14 protein-coding genes and 1 pseudogene are annotated in these 17,198 nt (G+C 65.8%); 3 read left to right on the plus strand and 12 right to left on the minus strand.

The genetic code is table 11. The features are described 5' to 3' along the window. A pseudogene (locus AC1AYX_RS04745) lies at positions 1-149 on the minus strand (carbohydrate ABC transporter permease); the annotation flags it as partial. Between the two features lie 213 nt (positions 150-362). Between AC1AYX_RS04745 and AC1AYX_RS04750 the strand changes: the two are divergent. Beyond that, positions 363-1,352, plus strand: a complete 990-nt coding sequence (locus tag AC1AYX_RS04750) for a LacI family DNA-binding transcriptional regulator (protein ID WP_476502535.1) — start codon at positions 363-365, stop codon at positions 1,350-1,352. A 159-nt stretch (positions 1,353-1,511) separates the two neighbouring features. Here AC1AYX_RS04750 and garR read toward each other — a convergent pair whose 3' ends face one another. The 5 genes from garR to AC1AYX_RS04775 all read right to left on the minus strand — a co-directional run bounded on the left by garR (position 1,512) and on the right by AC1AYX_RS04775 (position 7,395). Beyond that, on the minus strand, positions 1,512-2,402 hold the full coding sequence (gene garR, locus AC1AYX_RS04755; RefSeq protein ID WP_476502422.1) for a 2-hydroxy-3-oxopropionate reductase: 891 nt from the start codon (positions 2,400-2,402) through the stop codon (positions 1,512-1,514). Positions 2,403-2,471: 69 nt separating this feature from the next. Continuing rightward, entirely contained in the window at positions 2,472-3,623 is a 1,152-nt protein-coding gene (locus AC1AYX_RS04760) for a glycerate kinase (protein WP_476502423.1), read from the minus strand. 65 nt (positions 3,624-3,688) lie between these two features. After that, entirely contained in the window at positions 3,689-4,606 is a 918-nt protein-coding gene (locus tag AC1AYX_RS04765) for a dihydrodipicolinate synthase family protein (protein WP_476502424.1), read from the minus strand. A gap of 28 nt (positions 4,607-4,634) precedes the next feature. Next, a complete protein-coding gene (locus AC1AYX_RS04770) occupies positions 4,635-5,963 on the minus strand; it encodes an enolase C-terminal domain-like protein (RefSeq protein WP_476502425.1) in 1,329 nt (442 codons plus the stop codon). A gap of 88 nt (positions 5,964-6,051) precedes the next feature. Then, complete coding sequence (locus tag AC1AYX_RS04775; RefSeq protein WP_476502426.1) at positions 6,052-7,395, minus strand: enolase C-terminal domain-like protein; 1,344 nt, start codon at positions 7,393-7,395, stop codon at positions 6,052-6,054. Between the two features lie 185 nt (positions 7,396-7,580). Here AC1AYX_RS04775 and AC1AYX_RS04780 point away from each other — a divergent pair, with 185 nt between their 5' ends. After that, positions 7,581-8,729 (plus strand): CdaR family transcriptional regulator, encoded by a 1,149-nt coding sequence (locus AC1AYX_RS04780; protein ID WP_476502427.1) that lies wholly within the window; start codon positions 7,581-7,583, stop codon positions 8,727-8,729. A gap of 299 nt (positions 8,730-9,028) precedes the next feature. Here the strand turns inward: AC1AYX_RS04780 and AC1AYX_RS04785 are convergent, their stop codons facing one another. Next, positions 9,029-10,354 (minus strand): SLC13 family permease, encoded by a 1,326-nt coding sequence (locus tag AC1AYX_RS04785; RefSeq protein ID WP_476502428.1) that lies wholly within the window; start codon positions 10,352-10,354, stop codon positions 9,029-9,031. Between the two features lie 355 nt (positions 10,355-10,709). On the opposite strand from AC1AYX_RS04785, the gene AC1AYX_RS04790 reads away from it, so the two are divergent. Continuing rightward, complete coding sequence (locus tag AC1AYX_RS04790) at positions 10,710-11,141, plus strand: GNAT family N-acetyltransferase (protein ID WP_476502429.1); 432 nt, start codon at positions 10,710-10,712, stop codon at positions 11,139-11,141. A gap of 194 nt (positions 11,142-11,335) precedes the next feature. Here AC1AYX_RS04790 and AC1AYX_RS04795 read toward each other — a convergent pair whose 3' ends face one another. The 5 genes from AC1AYX_RS04795 to AC1AYX_RS04815 form a co-directional block, all read right to left on the minus strand. After that, positions 11,336-12,100, minus strand: a complete 765-nt coding sequence (locus AC1AYX_RS04795; RefSeq protein ID WP_476502430.1) for a pseudouridine synthase — start codon at positions 12,098-12,100, stop codon at positions 11,336-11,338. Beyond that, on the minus strand, positions 12,100-13,992 hold the full coding sequence (gene glmS, locus AC1AYX_RS04800) for a glutamine--fructose-6-phosphate transaminase (isomerizing) (RefSeq protein ID WP_476502431.1): 1,893 nt from the start codon (positions 13,990-13,992) through the stop codon (positions 12,100-12,102). The genes AC1AYX_RS04795 and glmS overlap by 1 nt, the downstream gene beginning before the upstream one ends. A gap of 193 nt (positions 13,993-14,185) precedes the next feature. After that, positions 14,186-15,004: an amino acid ABC transporter ATP-binding protein gene (locus tag AC1AYX_RS04805; RefSeq protein ID WP_476502432.1), complete on the minus strand. Its 819-nt coding sequence runs from the start codon at positions 15,002-15,004 to the stop codon at positions 14,186-14,188. Positions 15,005-15,023: 19 nt separating this feature from the next. Beyond that, positions 15,024-16,007 carry an amino acid ABC transporter permease gene (locus AC1AYX_RS04810; protein WP_476502433.1) on the minus strand — a complete coding sequence of 328 codons (984 nt, stop codon included), beginning with the start codon at positions 16,005-16,007 and terminating at the stop codon, positions 15,024-15,026. A gap of 25 nt (positions 16,008-16,032) precedes the next feature. Next, a complete protein-coding gene (locus AC1AYX_RS04815; protein WP_476502434.1) occupies positions 16,033-16,971 on the minus strand; it encodes an ABC transporter substrate-binding protein in 939 nt (312 codons plus the stop codon). Between the last annotated feature and the right edge of the window lie 227 nt (positions 16,972-17,198).

The following is a 17,198-nucleotide window of genomic DNA, read 5'->3' on the forward strand; positions in this document are numbered from 1 at the left end:
TACACGATCGGGATGATGAACACGAACACGAACACCACCGCAAACGGACCCATGAACTTCCAACCACGCCAATCCGCCTTATGCCGGTTCTCCCGGGCAACAGCAGAATGACGCGCAGCCGTGGCGGCGGTCACATCACTAGAGGCCATGCCAACCCTCTCCTTCGAAGGATCGTCCGAGCGACCGGTCCCATCGGAGGAACCGAACACCCTGTAAAATGTTTACGCAATCATGTTATCACCACATCCGACTTCCGCCAATCGCCGGCGCGCCTTAGCTCACAGCCGCTATGTTATATTGATAACGAAAACATAAAACTGTCATGGAGAAGAAGCGCAATGGAACGCACATCAACGGTGTCGATGCAGGATGTCGCCAAGGAAGCCGGCGTCTCACCGCAGACCGTATCCCGCGTGGCCAACGGCAGCGACGCCGTGAAGCCCGAGACGCGCCGACGCGTCGAAGCCGCGATGACCAAGCTCGGCTACCGCCCGAACTACGCGGCCCGCGCCCTGAAGCACGGGCGTTTCCAGGATATCGGCGTCGTCATGTTCAACATCGCGAGCTTCGGCAACTCCCGCATCCTCAAGGGCATCGCGATGGCCGCGGACGCCAGCGGCTACGCGGTCACCATCCACATGCTGGGCAAGGACAAGGAACGCACGCTCACCGCGGCGGTGGAGCGCATGAAGCAGCTGCCGGTGGACGGCGTGATCATCGTCATGGAGGAGAACCTGCCCGACTTCAACTCGTTCACGCCGCCGCGAGACCTGCCGGTCGTGCTCATCAGCGAGGACCCCTCGGACACCTGCGCCACAATCGACGCCGACCAGCATGGCTGCTCGACCGCCATCGTCGACTACCTGCTGAGCAAGGGACACAAGACCGTCTACCACATCGCCGGCCCCTCCGCCTCCCGTGCGGCGCAGAGCCGTGCGCAGGGGTGGCGCGACGCGCTCGAGCAGATGGGCCTGCGCATCCCGCCCACCTATGTGGGCGACTGGGATGCGGACAGCGGCTATCAGGCCGGACTCGCCCTCTCCCACGACCCCGAGTGCACGGCCATCTACGCGGCGAACGACCAGATGGCGTACGGCGCGATCCTCGGCCTGCGCGCGGGCGGCCGCCGCGTCCCGGAGGACGTGAGCGTCGTCGGCGTCGACGATTCGCTGGACGGCATGGTGCCGCGCCTCGACCTGACCACGATGCGCATGAAGTTCGACGAGATCGGCCTGGAGGCGTTCTCGATGCTCAAGCGCCAGTGCGAGGGCGGTCGCGTCCCCGCCGGCGTGAAGACCGTCATCCCCACCGAACTCGTCGAACGCGGCTCCGTCCGCGACCTCACCGAATAGGCCGCACTCCTGCGGCGCGGCGTCCTCCTTGCGCCCCCCCCTTCAGGGGGCGCAAGCCATCGTCACACCACACGAGCACGGCAAGGGGCCTGCACCGTCCATCCGAACCAGCGCAGGCCCCTCACAGCATCAGGATGTCACGCGAAGCGCGTCATCCCCTCACTCCCCGCTCTGCAGCTTGAAGTTGTTCACCATCTCGTACCACTCGGCGATGCCGCTGTGGTCGTCGGAACCGTGGCCGTGCACCTTGAGCGACTGGAGGATCTCCATGGCCAGCGAGGTGAACGGTGCGGACACGTTGACACCGTGCGAGGTGTCGAGCGCGTTCTGCAGGTCCTTGATGTGCAGGTCGATGCGGAAGCCCGGGGTGAAGTCGCCGTCGAAGATCTTCTGCGACTTCTGGTCCATGACCACGCTGCCGGCCAGGCCGGAGCGGATCGCCTTGTACACGTTCTCCGGAGAGACGCCGGCCTTCTTGGCGAGCGAGTACGCCTCGGAGACGGCGGCGATGTTCACGGCGACGATCATCTGGTTGGCGAGCTTGGTGATGTTGCCCGCGCCGACGCCGCCGACGAGCGTGACGGTGGAGGCCATGGTCTTGAGCAGCGGCTCGTACTTGTCGAACACGCTCTGCTCGCCGCCGACCATCACGGCGATGGTGCCGTCGATGGCCTTCGGCTCGCCGCCGGAGACCGGCGCGTCGAGGAAGTCGACGTCGAGCTTGGCGAGACGCTCGGCGAAGTCGCGGCTGGCGAGCGGGGCGATCGAGCTCATGTCGATCACGGCCTTGCCTTCGGTCAGGCCTTCGGCGATGCCGTTCTCGGAGAACAGCGCGTTCTCCACGTGCGGGGAGTTCGGCAGCATGGTGATGACCACGTCGGAGGCTTCGGCAACCTCCTTGCCGTTGGCCGCGGCCTTGCCGCCGGCGGCCTCGATCGCCTCGAGCGGGGCCTTGTTGAAGTCGTAGGCGGTCACCTCGTAGCCCGCCTTGATGACGTTGAGCGCCATCGGCTTGCCCATGATTCCGAGTCCGACGAATCCGACCTTCATGATGTGTTCCTTTCGTTCTGGCCGCGGTGCGCGGCCGTATCCGGTATGAAAAACTTCCTATGGGAAATGTTATGCCCGTCCCGCGCCGAGCAGGAAGGCGCGCATCGCGCTTTCGCCGGCGATCGGGAGGGAGACCCGGGTGCGTGCGATGCACTCGCCGAGCGTGGCGGGCGCGGTCACGGCGGGCACGACCAGGTCGACGCCCATCTCGTAGACGCGTCCCAGGTCGTCTGCGCGCGAGCCGACCACGGCGACGACGGGTTTGCCGTGCCGTTTGGCGAGCCGCGCGACGCCGATCGGCGCCTTGCCGTTCGCGGACTGGGAGTCCATGCGCCCCTCGCCGGTGATGACGAGGTCGACGCCGTCGAGCACGTCGTCGAGGCCGATGATGTCGAGCACCGCGTCGATGCCGCTGACGATGCGCGCCGAGCAGAAGGCGACGAGCGCCGCGCCGAGCCCGCCGGCCGCGCCCGCGCCGGGCACGCGCTCCGCGTCGCGCCCTGTCGCGTCGGCGAGCAGCCGCGCGTAGTCGTGCATCCATCCGTCGAGTTCCGGCATGCGCGCCTCGTCGATGCCCTTCTGCCGCCCGTAGACGCGCACGGCGCCGTCGGGTCCGGTAAGCGGGTTCGTCACGTCGGTGAGCGCGACGATCTCGACGTGCGCGAGACGCGGGTCCATGCCGGTCACGTCGATGGTCTTCAGTCGGCGCAGTCCGGCGAGTCCGCACGGCACCGGCGCGCCGTCGGCGTCGAGCAGGCGCGCGCCGAGCGCACGCGCCATGCCGGCGCCGCCGTCGCTGGTGGCGGAGCCGCCGAGGCCGATGACGAGACGTCGCGCACCGGCGTCGAGCGCGTCGAGCATGAGCTGTCCGACGCCTTCCGTGCATGCGCCGAGCGCGTTCGGCATGTTCTGTTCGATCAGGGTGATGCCGCTCGATTCGGCCATTTCGATGATGGCGGAGCGACCGGAGTCGAACAGCCCGTAGCGGGCGGTGACCGGGTCGCCGAGCGGCCCGGAGACGCGCACCTCGCGGATCTCGCCGCCGCGGCCGGCGATCACGGCGTCCACCGTGCCTTCGCCGCCGTCGGCGATCGGGTATTTCACGACATCGCAGTCCGGCATGACGCGGCGCACGCCCTCCTCGAGCAGCGTCTCGACCTCAAGGCTCGACGCCGAACCCTTGAACGAGTCGGATGCCAGCAGCACGCGTGTCGTCGTCATGGTCGTCTCCTTTCCTTGGGTTTTCCGGGTTCGGTGTTCGTTCTCGTTGATGTCGGGCCGGACGATCAGTCCAGGTAGCCCGCGTCGCGCATCGCGCGCTTCATGCCTTCGAGGGCGGCGCCCCCGGTCGGCTCGGTCGGCAGTACGGAGGGGCCGACGTCCATGCCGAGCAGGTTCGCCATGTCCTTGGTGGCGGCCGGGAAGCTGGCCGCGTCCTGGGAGAGGCGGATCGGGTTGAGCGTGAACTGGTCCGCGAGCGCGCCCTTGAGGTCGCCGGCGACGAACTTGTCGTAGATGCCGCACACGAGCTCCGGGTAGATGTTGGCGGTCGAGCAGACCGCGCCGTGCGCGCCGCAGCAGAAGCCCGCGTAGACGATGGTGTCCTTGCCGGCGAACACCTTGAAGTCGATGTCCGCGGTGCGGCGCACCAGCTCCTGCAGGTTGGTGATGTTGCCGGACGAGTCCTTGATGCCGACGATGTTGTCGACGTCGTGCGCGAGCCGCACGATCGTGTCGAGCGCGATCGGATAGCCGGCGAGGCCCGGGTTGTTGTAGATGAGTACGGCGGTGTCCGGCACGGCTTCGGCGATGGCGGTGAAGTGGTGTTCGAGTGCCGGCTGCGTGGGCGTGATGAACATCGGCTGGAGGACGCTGATCGCGTCGATGTCGAGTTCGGCGGCGCGGCGGGCGAGCTCGACGCACTGGCTGGTGCGGATGTGGCCGACGCCGAACATGATCGGCACGCGGCCGGCGGCCTGCTCGATGATCGCTTGGGTGGCTTCGAGCATCTCGTCGTCGGAGAACATGTAGAACTCCGAGTTGGAGCCGAAGGCGAGGATGCCGTCGACGCCGTGTTCGATCACGTGGTCGACCTGGCGGCGCAGGCGCGGGATGTCGATCGCGCCGTCGCGCTCGTTGACGACGGGCATGAGGATCGGCACGAAGATGCCGTTGAAGCGTTCGATGTCGATGGGCTTGGACATGGGATGCGGTTCCTTTCAGCGCATGGGTTCAGCGCACGAGGGCCGGGCGCTTGCCGTCGAACTTCCAGCCGGGGATCAGGTACTGCATGCCGACGGAGTCGTCGCGGGTGCCGCAGTCGTTGTCCTTGTACAGCTGGTGGGCCTTGAGCACGGCCTCGCGGTCGACCTCGACGCCGAGACCGGGCACGTCGCGCGGCACGGCGACCTCGCCGCCTTCGATCTTCGGCGGGTTCTTGGTCAGATGCTGGCCGTCCTGCCAGATCCAGTGAGTGTCGCAGGCGTTGTATTCGCCGGGCACGGCGGCCGCAGCCTGCGCGACCATCGCCAGGGAGATGTCGAAGTGGTTGTTGGAGTGCACGCCCCAGGTCAGGTCGAAGTCGTGGCACAGCTGGGCGACGCGCACGCAGCCCTGCATGGTCCAGAAGTGAGGGTCGGCGAGCGGGATGGTCACCGAGTCGAGGCGCACGGCGTTCTTCATCTCGCGCCAGTCGGTGTCGCACATGTTGGTCGCGGTGGCGAGTCCGGTGCGGCGGTGGAATTCGGCCATGACCTCGCGAGCGGAGAAGCGGCCTTCGGCGCCGCACGGGTCCTCGCAGTAGCTGAGGATGCCGGTCATGTCCTTACACAGGGCGACGGCCTCCTCGAGCGACCAGGCGCCGTTCGGGTCGAGATCCATGCGGCTGTTCGGGAATTCGCGCTTCAGTGCCTTGATGGCCTCGATCTCCTTCGCGCCTTCGAACACGCCGCCCTTGAGCTTGAAGTCTTTGAAGCCGTAGCGCTCGTAGGCGGCCTTCGCCTGTTCGACGATCGCGTCGGCGTCGAGCGCCGGCTCGCGGCGGATGCGGCCCCAGGCGTCGGAGTCGTCATCATCGTGGATGTACGGCAGGTCGGTCTTGGTGCGGTCGGCCACGTAGAACAGGTAGCACAGGAAGCGTACGCGGTCGCGCACCTGGCCGTCGCCGAGGAGCGCGGCGACCGGCACGTTCATGTGCTTGCCGAGGATGTCGAGCAGCGGGGTCTCGACGGCGGTCTGCACGTGCACGGTGGTGCGCAGGTCGAAGGTCTGGTCGCCGCGGCCGCCCGCGTCGAGGCCCGCGTACTTGTCGTGGATGGACCTGACGATGTTCTTGTATTCGAAGATCGACTTGCCGACGACCATCGGCTTGACCTCTTCGAGGACTTCGGTGATCTTCTTCGAGCCGGGCACCTCGCCCACGCCTTCGACGCCTTCGGAGTCGGTGAGGATGACGATGTTGCGGGTGAAGAACGGGCCGTGCGCGCCGGACAGGTTGAGCAGCATGCTGTCGTAGCCTGCGACGGGGTAGACTTCCATCTTCTCGATCGTGGGCACTGCCATGGGGGTCTCCTTCATTGGGGAATTTCGGTGGTTACGATTCGGGTTGGTTCGGGGTGGTTCGGGTTGGCTGGAACGGCACCGGGCGGTCTCAGCGGACCATGGCCGGGCGATGCGGGTCGTACTCCCATCCGGGGATGTAGTACTGCATGCCGCGCGCGTCGTCGCGGGTGCCGCAGCCGTTGGCCACGTAGAGCTCGTGGGCGGCGTCCAGCTTCTCCCGGTCGAGGTCGATGCCGAGGCCGGGCACGTCGCGGCGCACGGTCAGGCAACCGTCCTCGAACTTCGGCGCCTCCTTGCCGAGGTGCTGGCCGTCCTGCCACATGTAGTGGGTGTCGCAGGCGTTGATGAAGCCGGGTGCCGCGGCGGCGGCCTGCGCGACCATCGCCAGGGAGATGTCGAAGTGGTTGTTCGAATGCACGCCCCACGTGAGGTCCATGTCGTGGCACAGCTGGGCGACGCGCACGCAGCCGGTCATCGTCCAGAAATGCGGGTCGGCGAGCGGGATCGTCACCGAGTCGAGGCGGATCGCGGCCTTCATCTCGCGCCAGTCGGTGTCGCACATGTTGGTCGCGGTGGCGAGACCCGTCTGACGGTGGAACTCGGCCATCGTCTCGCGTGAGGAGAACCGTCCCTCGGCGCCGCACGGGTCCTCCACGTAGGTGAGCGTGCCCTCCATGCCGCGGCACAGGCGCACCGACTCGTCGAGCGACCATGCGGCGTTCGGGTCGATGGTGATGCGCGCGTCCGGGAAACGCTTCTTCAGCGCCTTGACGGTCTCGATCTCCTTGGCCGGCTCGAACACGCCGCCCTTGAGCTTGAAGTCGTGGAAGCCGAACCGGGCCTGCGCGGCCTCGGCCTGACGGACCACCGCCTCGGCGTCCATGGCGGGCTCGCGGCGGATGCGGCCCCACTCGTCGGAGTCATCGTCGTCGTGCAGGTACGGCAGGTCGGTCCTGCGGTAGTCACCCACGTAGAACAGGTAGCCGAGGAACGGCACCTTGTCGCGCACCTGGCCGTCGCCGAGGAGCGCGGCGACCGGCACGCCGAGCCGCTTGCCGAGGATGTCGAGCAGCGGGGTCTCGACGCCGGTGAGCACGTTGGTGACCTTCTTGAAGATCTGCGCGTGGGCGGTCTCGGCGCCGCCTGCCGCGCCCGCGCCGGCGATCTGTTCGTTGAGCATGCGCTGGCAGGTGAGGACGATGTCCTTGTATTCGCTGACGGAACGGCCTTCGACCAGCGGGATGCACGATTCGAGACGACGGGTGATGACCTCGCCTCCCGGCACCTCGCCGACGCCGACGACGCCGTCCGCGTCGGTCATGACGACGATGTTGCGGGTGAAGAACGGCTCGTGCGCGCCGGCCAGATTGAGCAGCATGCTGTCGTGGCCTGCGACCGGCACGACCTCCATTTTCTCGATGACGGGAAGCATCGCATCTCCTCCATTGGACTTCGATGTTGCGTGTTGCGGAAAACGTTGTTGACACCATTATGGCGAGGGATGGCTGTTATCGGCCATAGTCCAGGCACCCGGAACACCGGTCTTTTCCGCTTCGACATTGTTCCGCGTACTATGTCCGGTATCGACCTGCACATCGAGGCGCAAAGGAGAGACATATGGAGATCGATGCGCGGACGGCGCAGTCCATCGTCGCGAACCTCAAGGACGTGATCCGTCACGAGATCAACCTGTTCGACACGAACGGCGTGATCATCGCCAGCACGGACACGTCGCGCATCGGCACCGGCCATGACGGAGCACGCCTCGCCGTGCAGATCAAACAGACCGTCTCCATCGACGACGACCATCAGTTCGAGGGCGCACGCAAGGGTATCAACGTGCCCGTGCTGTTCGACGATTCGGTGGTGGCGGTGATCGGCATCACCGGCGAGCGCGCCGAGGTGGAGCCGTTCGGCAACGTCATCAAGAAGATGACGGAGATCCTCATCCGCGAGAATCTCGAGCAGATGACGCGTTTCGACCAGCGGCTCATGATGACGAACCTCGTCACGATGCTCACCCAGCAACGGCGCGACGAAGGCATGGTCGCCTATCTCGCCTCGACGCTGGGACTTGACCTGAAACGCCCCCGACGCGCCGTGGTCGGGCGCATGGAGGGCGTGGACGATGCGGGCGGCGGCGCGGGGAGCGCCGGAACGCCCGCGTACGACACGCTGTATCTGACCGTCCAACGACATATGGCGGCGCTCCCCCGCACGCTGGTCTCGGTGAGTACGCGGGAATGCTGCCTGTTCGTCGACGTGGAGGACGCCGCCGATCCCGCGCCGACGCTCGAGGCGTTGCAGGCGGATATCGCGCGCACGCTGCACCGGCGGATGCGGTTCGGCGTCGGCGCCGTCGCGGCGCACGGCGACGACTACCACGTGAGCTACGACCAAGCGCGCACCAGCGTCGACTGGCAGCGGTTCACCGGCGGCGACGGCATCGGCCGCTACGAGGACCTCGATCTGGGCGTGCTGGTCTCGGCGACGCCTCCGGCGGCGGCCGACCAGTTCATCGGACGCGTCTTCGCCGGACTCGACGAGGCGCGGATCGATGACTTCCAGACGACGTTCGACGCGTACACGCGGCACAACGGCAGCATCGTGCACGCGGCCGAGGAGCTGTTCCTGCACAAGAACACGCTGCAGAACCGGCTCAACCGCATCGCCCGCGACACCGGCTACAATCCGCGCGAACTCGCCGACTACGCGATCCTCGCCCTCGCCTTCCGCCTCCGAGCCTACCGCCGCTTCCGCACCTGACCACGGAATGCGGTTCCCGGCGCATACGATTCCTGCGCCCCTTGGGGGGGGGGGGGGGGGGGGGGAGCTGTCGCGCCTCGCGCGACCGAGGGGGTGATCCCGGCTCCCCTTGACAGAGGAGATGCCATGCTTCGCATGACTGAGGGGACAATTCCGGCTCCCCTTGACAGGGGAGCTGTCGGCGAAGCCGACTGAGGGGTAGACCACCCACGAAAGGGAGACTCCCACCCACGCAATGAAGGGGACGCGCCCGCAGGCACGTCCCCTTCATTCATTCCCCTATCTTCCGTATCCCGCGCTCACGGCAGGAACACGCCGGTGAGCACGCCGAACGCGACGACCACCACGTTGATGGCCCACAGCTTGAGGAACGAGAACTTGATGTGCTCGTCGAGCGTGATGCCGGTCAGGTCGGTGGCGATGTACAGCTGCGGCTGGGCGATCACGGAGATCATCGAACCGAAGTTCATGAACAGGGTGACGATGACCACGTCCGCGGGCACGCCGTACTTCGCGGAGAAGGCGGAGACGAGCGGCATCAGCGCGTAGAACCACGTGTCGTTGGTGAACAGCAGCATGAGCGGCGTGGAGAACAGGGCCACGATGATGTAGAAGTACGGGCCGATGGCGGGCGGCACGACGGCGACCATCGCCTGGACCATCGCCTCGAGCATGCCGGACTCCTGCATCACGCCGACGACCACGCCGGACAGGAGCACGGCCGGCGCGACCGGGAACAGGGAGGCCGCGTACTTCTTGAGCAGCTTGCCTTGCTGGCCGAGGTCGGGGAAGTTGACGGCGAGCGCGACGACCAGACCGAACGCGAACACGTAGTACTGCGGGATCGACTGGAAGACGATGAGCACGAAGATGAGGAACGCGGTGAACAGCAGGTTCACCCAGAAGCGGTCGTGGCGGGTGAGCTCGGTGTCCTTGAACTGGGCGAGCAGCTCCTCGCGGCTGAAGTCGATCTTCTCGCCGGCCTTGCGGTGCTTGCGCGACTGGACGCCGAAGAACACGGCGAGGGCGATGAGCAGCGCGAGCATGAACAGCTGGATGGGCACGAGCTTCAGGAACAGGTTGGTGGAGGCGTTCGGGTCGTCGACGAGGCTGGCGGCGCGCAGGATCTTCGGGTTCCACGGCGTGTTGCACATGATGAGGATGGCCACGCAGATGAGGAACGGCAGGGCGCGCTTGTCGACGTGGAACTTCTCGTACAGCGGCAGCATGAGCGGCACGGTGATGAGGAACACGGAGGTGATCGAGCCGTCGAGCTCGACGATGCAGGCGACAAGTACGGTCAGGGCGCAGATGATCGGCGCGGTGATGTGCACGCGCTTCATGATGCCCTTGACGATGTCGTCGAACATGCCGGTGTCGGCGATGAGCATGAAGTACGGCAGGGAGAACAGCATCATCAGCGTGATGTCCGAGGTCTTGCCGATGCCGGTCTCGATCCACTTGCCGATGTCGGCGATGCCGCCGCCTGTGATGCACAGGGCGATGATGCCGGCGACGAGCGGGATCACGGTGAAGGCGAGCAGGATGCTCATCTTCTTCTTCAACAGCACGACGGTGATGATGATCATCGTCGCGAAGCCGAGTATCGCCAGAGGGATGTTCACGGTAGCTCCTCCATTGTGGGGTGGCGGGCGGTCTCGTCCACGAGGCCGTCGCCGTTCGTCTGATGGTCGCGGCCCGCCGTTCCGTCGTCGGGATGGGGGCCGAGTGCGTGCAACGTTTCCTACCTATCAGGATGCCGTTCCGTCACGCCGGTCTCAAAGGCACGGGGAACATCGCTGCGGACGCACGGAAGGCGAAACATGGTATGCGGGACATTCCGCGCCTCGCGCGTACGCCGTTACGATGGGGAGCGACCATCAGTTCGATGCGACCGATGCGCCCGTCACCCAATGATGCGATGATGGTCGCATGACACGATTCCCTTGGCATTCCAACCCCGATGAAAGGCTCACGACCATGATCAGACCGGCCACCAGCGCGGATCTCACGGCGGTGTTCAACATCGTCAACGAGTCCAGCCCCTGCGATCTCAACTTCCAGATGTTCGCGCAGACATACGTGGACCAGCTCTCCTCACTCGACCGCCGCCTCGGCGTCTACGAGGAGGACGGCGTGGTCATGGGCTTCGTGGGCATCCTGTGCACCTGGCAGCTGCATGCGGGCGAACGCGTCGCCGAGACGAAGGAGCTCGTCGTCGCGAAGGCGCATCAGGACAAGGACATCCGCGACCAGCTGCTCGCCTGGGCGGAGAAGGTGGCCCGCGAGTTCGGCTGCGGCAAGATCACGATGTGCTCGCGCGTCGAGCACACGGACAGCCACCGCTTCTACGAGGAGAACGGCTATAAGAAGACCTACTACCGTTTCGACAAGTTCATCGAACTCGACTGAATCCATATACAGCCCTCCCTCTGACGAGGGAGGTGTCATCGCGAAGCGATGACGGAGGGAGAGAAGAGGAGCGGCCGTAAGGACGCGGAGAAATCGAATCGGCCTTCGGCCGATGCCACATCTCCCGCGGCCTTACGGCCGCTCCTGTCTCTCCCTCACCCGGCTTCGCCGGGAGCCCCCTCGTCAGAGGGGGCCTAATACCGACCTTCCCATAGCGGCACGCGGGAGACGAATTCGCGCCGCTCCCCTGTGACCGGGTCCGTGAATGCGAGGCGTCTCGCCACGAGCGCGAGCGGCTCGCTGAAATCATCGTAGGCGCGTTGGCGGATGCGCGGGTAGAAATCGTCGCCGGCGATCGGCAATCCGATCGAATTCATGTGCACGCGCAGCTGATGCGTCTTGCCGGTCCGCGGATGCAGCGTATACGCGCGCAACGCAGGGCGCGCCGACGACGTGCTCCGTGAGCGCGCCCCCGACACCCCCAGCTCCACCACGGTCTCCGCGTTCACCGCGCCTGGCGTCTCGTACGCCTGCAGCACCCCGCGGTCCTTGACGATGCGGGAGCGCCGCCGCAGCGGGAACACGCGCGGCGGCTCCAACCGTTCAATCGTCCCGTACTGCGGCCGCGCGATCGGCGCGCACGGCGCGAGACATTCATACGTCTTCTCCGCGCGCCGCTCCTGGAACAGCATCTGGTATGCGCCGCGCAACGCAGGGTCCCTTACGAACACGACGATGCCGGCGGTCATCCGGTCAAGACGGTGCGCCGGCACGATCGCGTCGTCGCCGTACGCTTCGCGCAGGCGCATCAGCGCGGTCTCGCGATACCACATGCCGCGTGGCGTGGTGGCGAGGAAATGCGGCTTGTCGACGACGACGATCCCCGCATCCTCATACACCACGTCCAGTTCGAACGGAATCCGCGGCTCCTCGATCACATACCGATGTCGCTTCGTCATCACTCCACGGTGACGGACTTGGCGAGGTTGCGCGGCTTGTCGACGTCGTAGCCCTTGAGCTTGGCCATGTCCATGGCGAACAGCTGCAGCGGGACCACGTCGACGAGCGGGCTCATCAGCGTCGGGCACTTCGGACGCCAGAACACGACGTCCGCATAATGCTCGACGTCCTTGTCGCCCTCTTCGGCCACGGCGATGATGTACGCGCCGCGCGCCTTCACCTCTTCGATGCCGGAGAGCACCTTGGCGTGCAGCACGTTGCGGCCGCGTTCCGGCGGCACGATGAACACGACCGGCTCGCCTTCGTCGACGAGCGCAATCGGGCCGTGCTTGAGCTCGCCGGCGGCGAAGCCCTCGGTGAACGTGTACGCGATCTCCTTGAGCTTCAACGCGCCTTCCATGGCGACCGGGTAGCCGACGTGGCGGCCGAGGAACAGGAACGACTGCGCGTTCAGCATCTGCTTCGCGGCCTTCTCGATCGCGCCGGTCTGCGTGTCGAGCACCCACTGGATCTTGCGCGGCATGTCCTTGAGCGAGTCGATGGTCTGCTGGATCTCATCGCGGAACATCGCGCCCTTCACCTGCGCGAGGTACAGGCCGAGCACGTAGGCGGCGGTGATCTGCGCGACGAACGCCTTGGTGGAGGCGACGGCGACCTCCGGGCCGGCGTGCGTGTACAGCACGGCATCGGATTCGCGCGGGATGGACGCGCCCTGCGTGTTGCAGATGGCGAGCACCTTGGAGCCCTGTTCGCGCGCGTGGCGCAGCGCCATGAGCGTGTCCATCGTCTCGCCGGACTGGGAGATGGCGACGACGAGCGTGCGCGGGGTGAGAATTGGGTCGCGGTAGCGGAACTCGTGCGCGAGCTCCACTTCGACGGGGATGCGCACCCAATGCTCGATCGCGTACTTGGCGACCATGCCCGCGTAGGCGGCGGTGCCGCATGCGATGACGATGATCTTGTCGATGGCCTTGAAGTCGTGTTCGTCGATGTGGATCTCGTCGAGCGTGACATCGCCGTTCTTGTCGTAGCGGCCGAGGAGCGTGCGCTGCACGGCGGCGGGATCCTCGTGGATCTCCTTGTCCATGAACGAGTCCCATCCGCCCTTCTCGGCGGCGGAGGCGTCCCAGTCGATGGTGTAGGTCTTCGGGTTCTCGACCACGTTGCCCATGAAGTCGGTGACGATGACCTTGTCGGCGCTCACGCACACGGCCTGATCCTGGTCGACCTCCATGGCGCGCTTCGTGTACGCGACGAACGCGGCCACGTCGGAGCCGAGGAAGTTCTCGCCGTCGCCGAGGCCGACGACGAGCGGGGAGTCGTGGCGTGCGCCGACGACGATGTCCGGCTGGCGGCAGTCGGTGGCGAGGATCGTGAACGCGCCCTTGAGCATGCGCGCCATGCGGCGCACCGCCTTGAACAGGTCCGGCTTGCCTTCCTCGCGGATGATGGTGTCGACGATCTTGCCGAGCAGCTTGGCGGCGACCTCGGTGTCGGTGGCGGAGGCGAAACGGTAACCTTCGGCCTGCAGGTCGAGGCGCAGCTGGGAGGCGTTCTCGATGATGCCGTTGTGGATGATGGCGACCTTGCCGTCCATGCTGGTGTGCGGGTGGGCGTTCACGTCGCTCGGCACGCCGTTCGTGGCCCAGCGCGTGTGTCCGATGCCGACGGTCGCCAGCGGCATCGGCTTCTTCTCGATGCTTTCGACGAGGTTGGCGAGGCGGCCCGCCTTCTTGCGCACCTCGACGTGGTCCATGCCGGGCGCGGTCAGGGCCACGCCGGCCGAATCATAGCCACGGTATTCGAGTCGCTTCAGACCTTGGAGGCAGACCTCCAGCGGTTTGCCGCACGCGGTTTCGACATGTCCTGCATATCCAACGATTCCACACATAGCTCTCTACCTTACCAAGAGACGGCAACGCGACGGACCACTTCGCGCATAACGCAAGGCAGCCGCGAAACGAGCGATGGGCGCCGATATCCGCTGTATGACCGTAAAGACTTGGCCAGAGCGGCCCGGAGCGTGTCACTAAGCGGATATCGGCGCCCATCGCGGACACCTGAACTGCACGGAATGCTTACAACTACAGCACGTGCTGGAGGAAGTCCTTGAACCTCGGTTCGGTCGGATGGTCGATGATCTCGGGGCCTCCGGCCTCGACGACCACGCCGCCGTCCATGAACACGACCTGGTCGGCGACCTCGCGCGCGAATCCGATCTCGTGCGTGACGACGACCATCGTCATGCCCGCCTTGGCGAGCGAAAGCATGACGTTGAGGACCTCGCCGACGAGCTCGGGGTCGAGCGCGGACGTGGGCTCGTCGAACAGCATGATCTCCGGCTGCATGGCGAGGGCGCGCGCGATGGCGACGCGCTGCTGCTGACCGCCGGACAGTTCCGCCGGATAGTAGTTGAGGCGTTCGCCGAGTCCGACGCGCTCCAGCTCCTGGATGGCGAGCTGCTTGGCCTGCGCCTTGTTCATATGCTTGACGTGGACGGGCGCCTCCATCACGTTCTCCAGCGCGGTCATGTGCGGGAACAGGTTGAAGCGCTGGAAGACCATGCCGAGCTTGGAGCGCTGTGCGGCGATCTCCTTGTCGTTGAGGGTCTGGAGCATGTCCTGGCCGTTCCTGGTCACGTGCTTGTAGCCGATGAGCTCGCCGTCGACCTCGATGGAGCCGCCGGTGATCGTCTCGAGCTGGTTGATGAGACGCAGGAACGTGGACTTGCCGGAGCCGGAGGGGCCGAGGATCACGGTCACGGTGCCGGGCTGGACGGTCAGGTCGATGCCTTTGAGCACGTGCAGCGAGCCGAACGCCTTGTGCACCTGCGTGGCCTTGACGGCCGGCACGGCGGCGGTCGGCGTGGCGGGGATGTTCGCGGGGATGCTGGTCTGTGTCATCGTGTCTCTTCCTTCCCGCTCACGCCGTGAGCCCGCTGAACGTGGCGTCGTTGAGCTTGTCGACATTGTCCTTCGGCTCGCCTTCGGTCTTGCCGGGCAGCGGCGGCTGCTTGCCGCGCGCGCCGGCCGGGCGGGCGTCGAACCCCTTGCCGAAGTGCTTTTCGAGACGGGACTGGATGACCATCAGGATGGACGTGATGAGCAGGTACCAGATGCAGGCCACGATGAGCAGCGGGATCGGCTTGTAGATGCGGTTGGCGATCGCGTTGGTCGCGAACTGCAGTTCCAGCGTGAACGGCACGGCGAGCACGAGGGACGTGGTCTTGAGCATGCCGATGGTCTCGTTGCCGGTGGGCGGGATGATGATGCGCATGGCCTGTGGCAGGATGATGCGGCGCATGATGAGCGTGCGGTTCATGCCGAGCGCCTGCGCCGCCTCGGTCTGGCCGGGGTCGACGGCTTCGAGGCCGGCGCGCACGATCTCGGACAGGTAGGCGGCCTCGTTGAGGGCGAGGCCGATCCATGCGGCGTTGAACGCGGTGATGACCACCGAGGAGTCGATGCTCCAGAACGAGATGTCGGTGAAGGGCACGCCGAGGCTGATCTTCGGGATGAGCACGGAGAACAGGCCCCAGAACACGAGCTGCGTGTACACAGGGGTGCCGCGGAAGAACCAGATGAAGAACCAGCTCACGCCGCGCAGCACCGGGTTGATGGATTTGCGCATGATCGCGAGGATCACCGAGAGGATGATCGCGACGACCATCGAGAGCACGGTGAGGATCAGCGTGTAGCCGATGCCTTCGAGCACGTTCTCGTTGAACAGGTACTTCCAGACGGTCGGCCAGTCCAGTCGCGGATTGGTGACGAGTCCTTGGATGAGCATCGCGGCGAGCAGCACGACGATCACGGCGGCCACGACGGGCCCCGGGCTCTTGACGGGCAGCGCCTTGATGCGGTTCGGGATGTTCAGTCCTTCGCCATCGACTTGTTTCTTTGCCATGTTCGGCTCCTTAGTGGTGCTTCGCTCAGCCTTCGACGTCCGGGTTGACCTCGGCGGTCTTCAGTGCGCCGGATTCGACGCCCCAGTGCTTGAGGATCTTGTCGTAGGTGCCGTCGTCCATCAGCTTCTGCATGGCCTTCTGCACGGCTTCGACGGTGCCCGTGTCGCCCTTCTTGATGGCGATGGCGTTCGGCACGGAGTCGAAGTCCTTGCCGAGCTGCTCGAGCTGGCCGTCGGTCTGGGCGATCGCGTAGCCGACGACCGGGGAGTCGGCGAAGAACACGTCGGCCTTGCCGGTGACGACGGCGGTGGTGGCATCGGTCTGCTGCTTGGAGGACTGGATCTCGATGTCCTTCTTGCCGTCGGCCTTGCACTGCTTGGCGGTCTCGTTGATGGCGGTCTCCTCGACGGTGCCGGTCTCGACGGCGACCTTGAGGCCACACAGGTCCTTCTCGTCGACCTTGTTCGGGTTGCCGGTCTTGACGGCGTAGGCCATGCCGGAGGTGAAGTAGGAGACGAAGTCGACGGACTTCATGCGCTCGGGGGTGATGGTGAACGCGGCCATGCCGAGATCGTACTTGGAGCCGATGGCGGGGATGATCGTGTCGAAGTTGGAGGAGACGACCTCGGTCTTGAGGCCGAAGACGTTGCCGAGCGCGCGGGCGAGGTCCATGTCGTAGCCGATCTGCGTCTTGCCGTCGGCGTCGAGGAACTCGGCCGGGGCGTAGGACGGGTTGGTGCCGATGGTGAGCACGCCGTCCTTGGTGACGGATTCGGGCAGCAGCTTGGCGATCGCCTCGTCCTTCTTGACGCCGGAGACGTCGTAGCTGCCGATGGCGGCGGAGCTGGAGCCGCCGGTCGAGCCGTCGCCTTCGTCGGTGGTGCCGCATGCGGCGAGCGGCAGCAGCATGGCGACGCCGAGCGCGGCGGCCGTGATGGTCTTCATCCTGGTGGTGAACGACATGATGTCCTTCTTCTCTTGGTACTTCTTCTGGCGTTTCGGTCCTCGGAACGGAAAAACGGTGGCCGCCGCGATGATGCGTTCATCACGGCGGCCACTCTCCGCCCCGCCACATATGCATAAGTATACATAATCGCGTATAGATATGCAATATGATGTCGTCTCGCTGAGTCGCGATGATACCGGGCGGCTACTACGAACCGGTTAACGGCGGGGACTCAACGGCGGGA

This window comes from Bifidobacterium sp. LH_419 (assembly GCF_056356955.1).

Excerpts from the sequence above, each read along its gene's own strand:
- AC1AYX_RS04750 (WP_476502535.1), top strand. The coding sequence starts at position 363 with ATGCAGGATGTCGCCAAGGAAGCCGGCGTCTCACCGCAGACCGTATCC.
- garR (WP_476502422.1), bottom strand. The coding sequence starts at position 2,402 with ATGAAGGTCGGATTCGTCGGACTCGGAATCATGGGCAAGCCGATGGCG.
- AC1AYX_RS04760 (WP_476502423.1), bottom strand. The coding sequence starts at position 3,623 with ATGACGACGACACGCGTGCTGCTGGCATCCGACTCGTTCAAGGGTTCG.
- AC1AYX_RS04765 (WP_476502424.1), bottom strand. The coding sequence starts at position 4,606 with ATGTCCAAGCCCATCGACATCGAACGCTTCAACGGCATCTTCGTGCCG.
- AC1AYX_RS04770 (WP_476502425.1), bottom strand. The coding sequence starts at position 5,963 with ATGGCAGTGCCCACGATCGAGAAGATGGAAGTCTACCCCGTCGCAGGC.
- AC1AYX_RS04775 (WP_476502426.1), bottom strand. The coding sequence starts at position 7,395 with ATGCTTCCCGTCATCGAGAAAATGGAGGTCGTGCCGGTCGCAGGCCAC.
- AC1AYX_RS04780 (WP_476502427.1), top strand. The coding sequence starts at position 7,581 with ATGGAGATCGATGCGCGGACGGCGCAGTCCATCGTCGCGAACCTCAAG.
- AC1AYX_RS04790 (WP_476502429.1), top strand. The coding sequence starts at position 10,710 with ATGATCAGACCGGCCACCAGCGCGGATCTCACGGCGGTGTTCAACATC.
- AC1AYX_RS04795 (WP_476502430.1), bottom strand. The coding sequence starts at position 12,100 with ATGACGAAGCGACATCGGTATGTGATCGAGGAGCCGCGGATTCCGTTC.
- glmS (WP_476502431.1), bottom strand. The coding sequence starts at position 13,992 with ATGTGTGGAATCGTTGGATATGCAGGACATGTCGAAACCGCGTGCGGC.
- AC1AYX_RS04805 (WP_476502432.1), bottom strand. The coding sequence starts at position 15,004 with ATGACACAGACCAGCATCCCCGCGAACATCCCCGCCACGCCGACCGCC.
- AC1AYX_RS04810 (WP_476502433.1), bottom strand. The coding sequence starts at position 16,007 with ATGGCAAAGAAACAAGTCGATGGCGAAGGACTGAACATCCCGAACCGC.
- AC1AYX_RS04815 (WP_476502434.1), bottom strand. The coding sequence starts at position 16,971 with ATGTCGTTCACCACCAGGATGAAGACCATCACGGCCGCCGCGCTCGGC.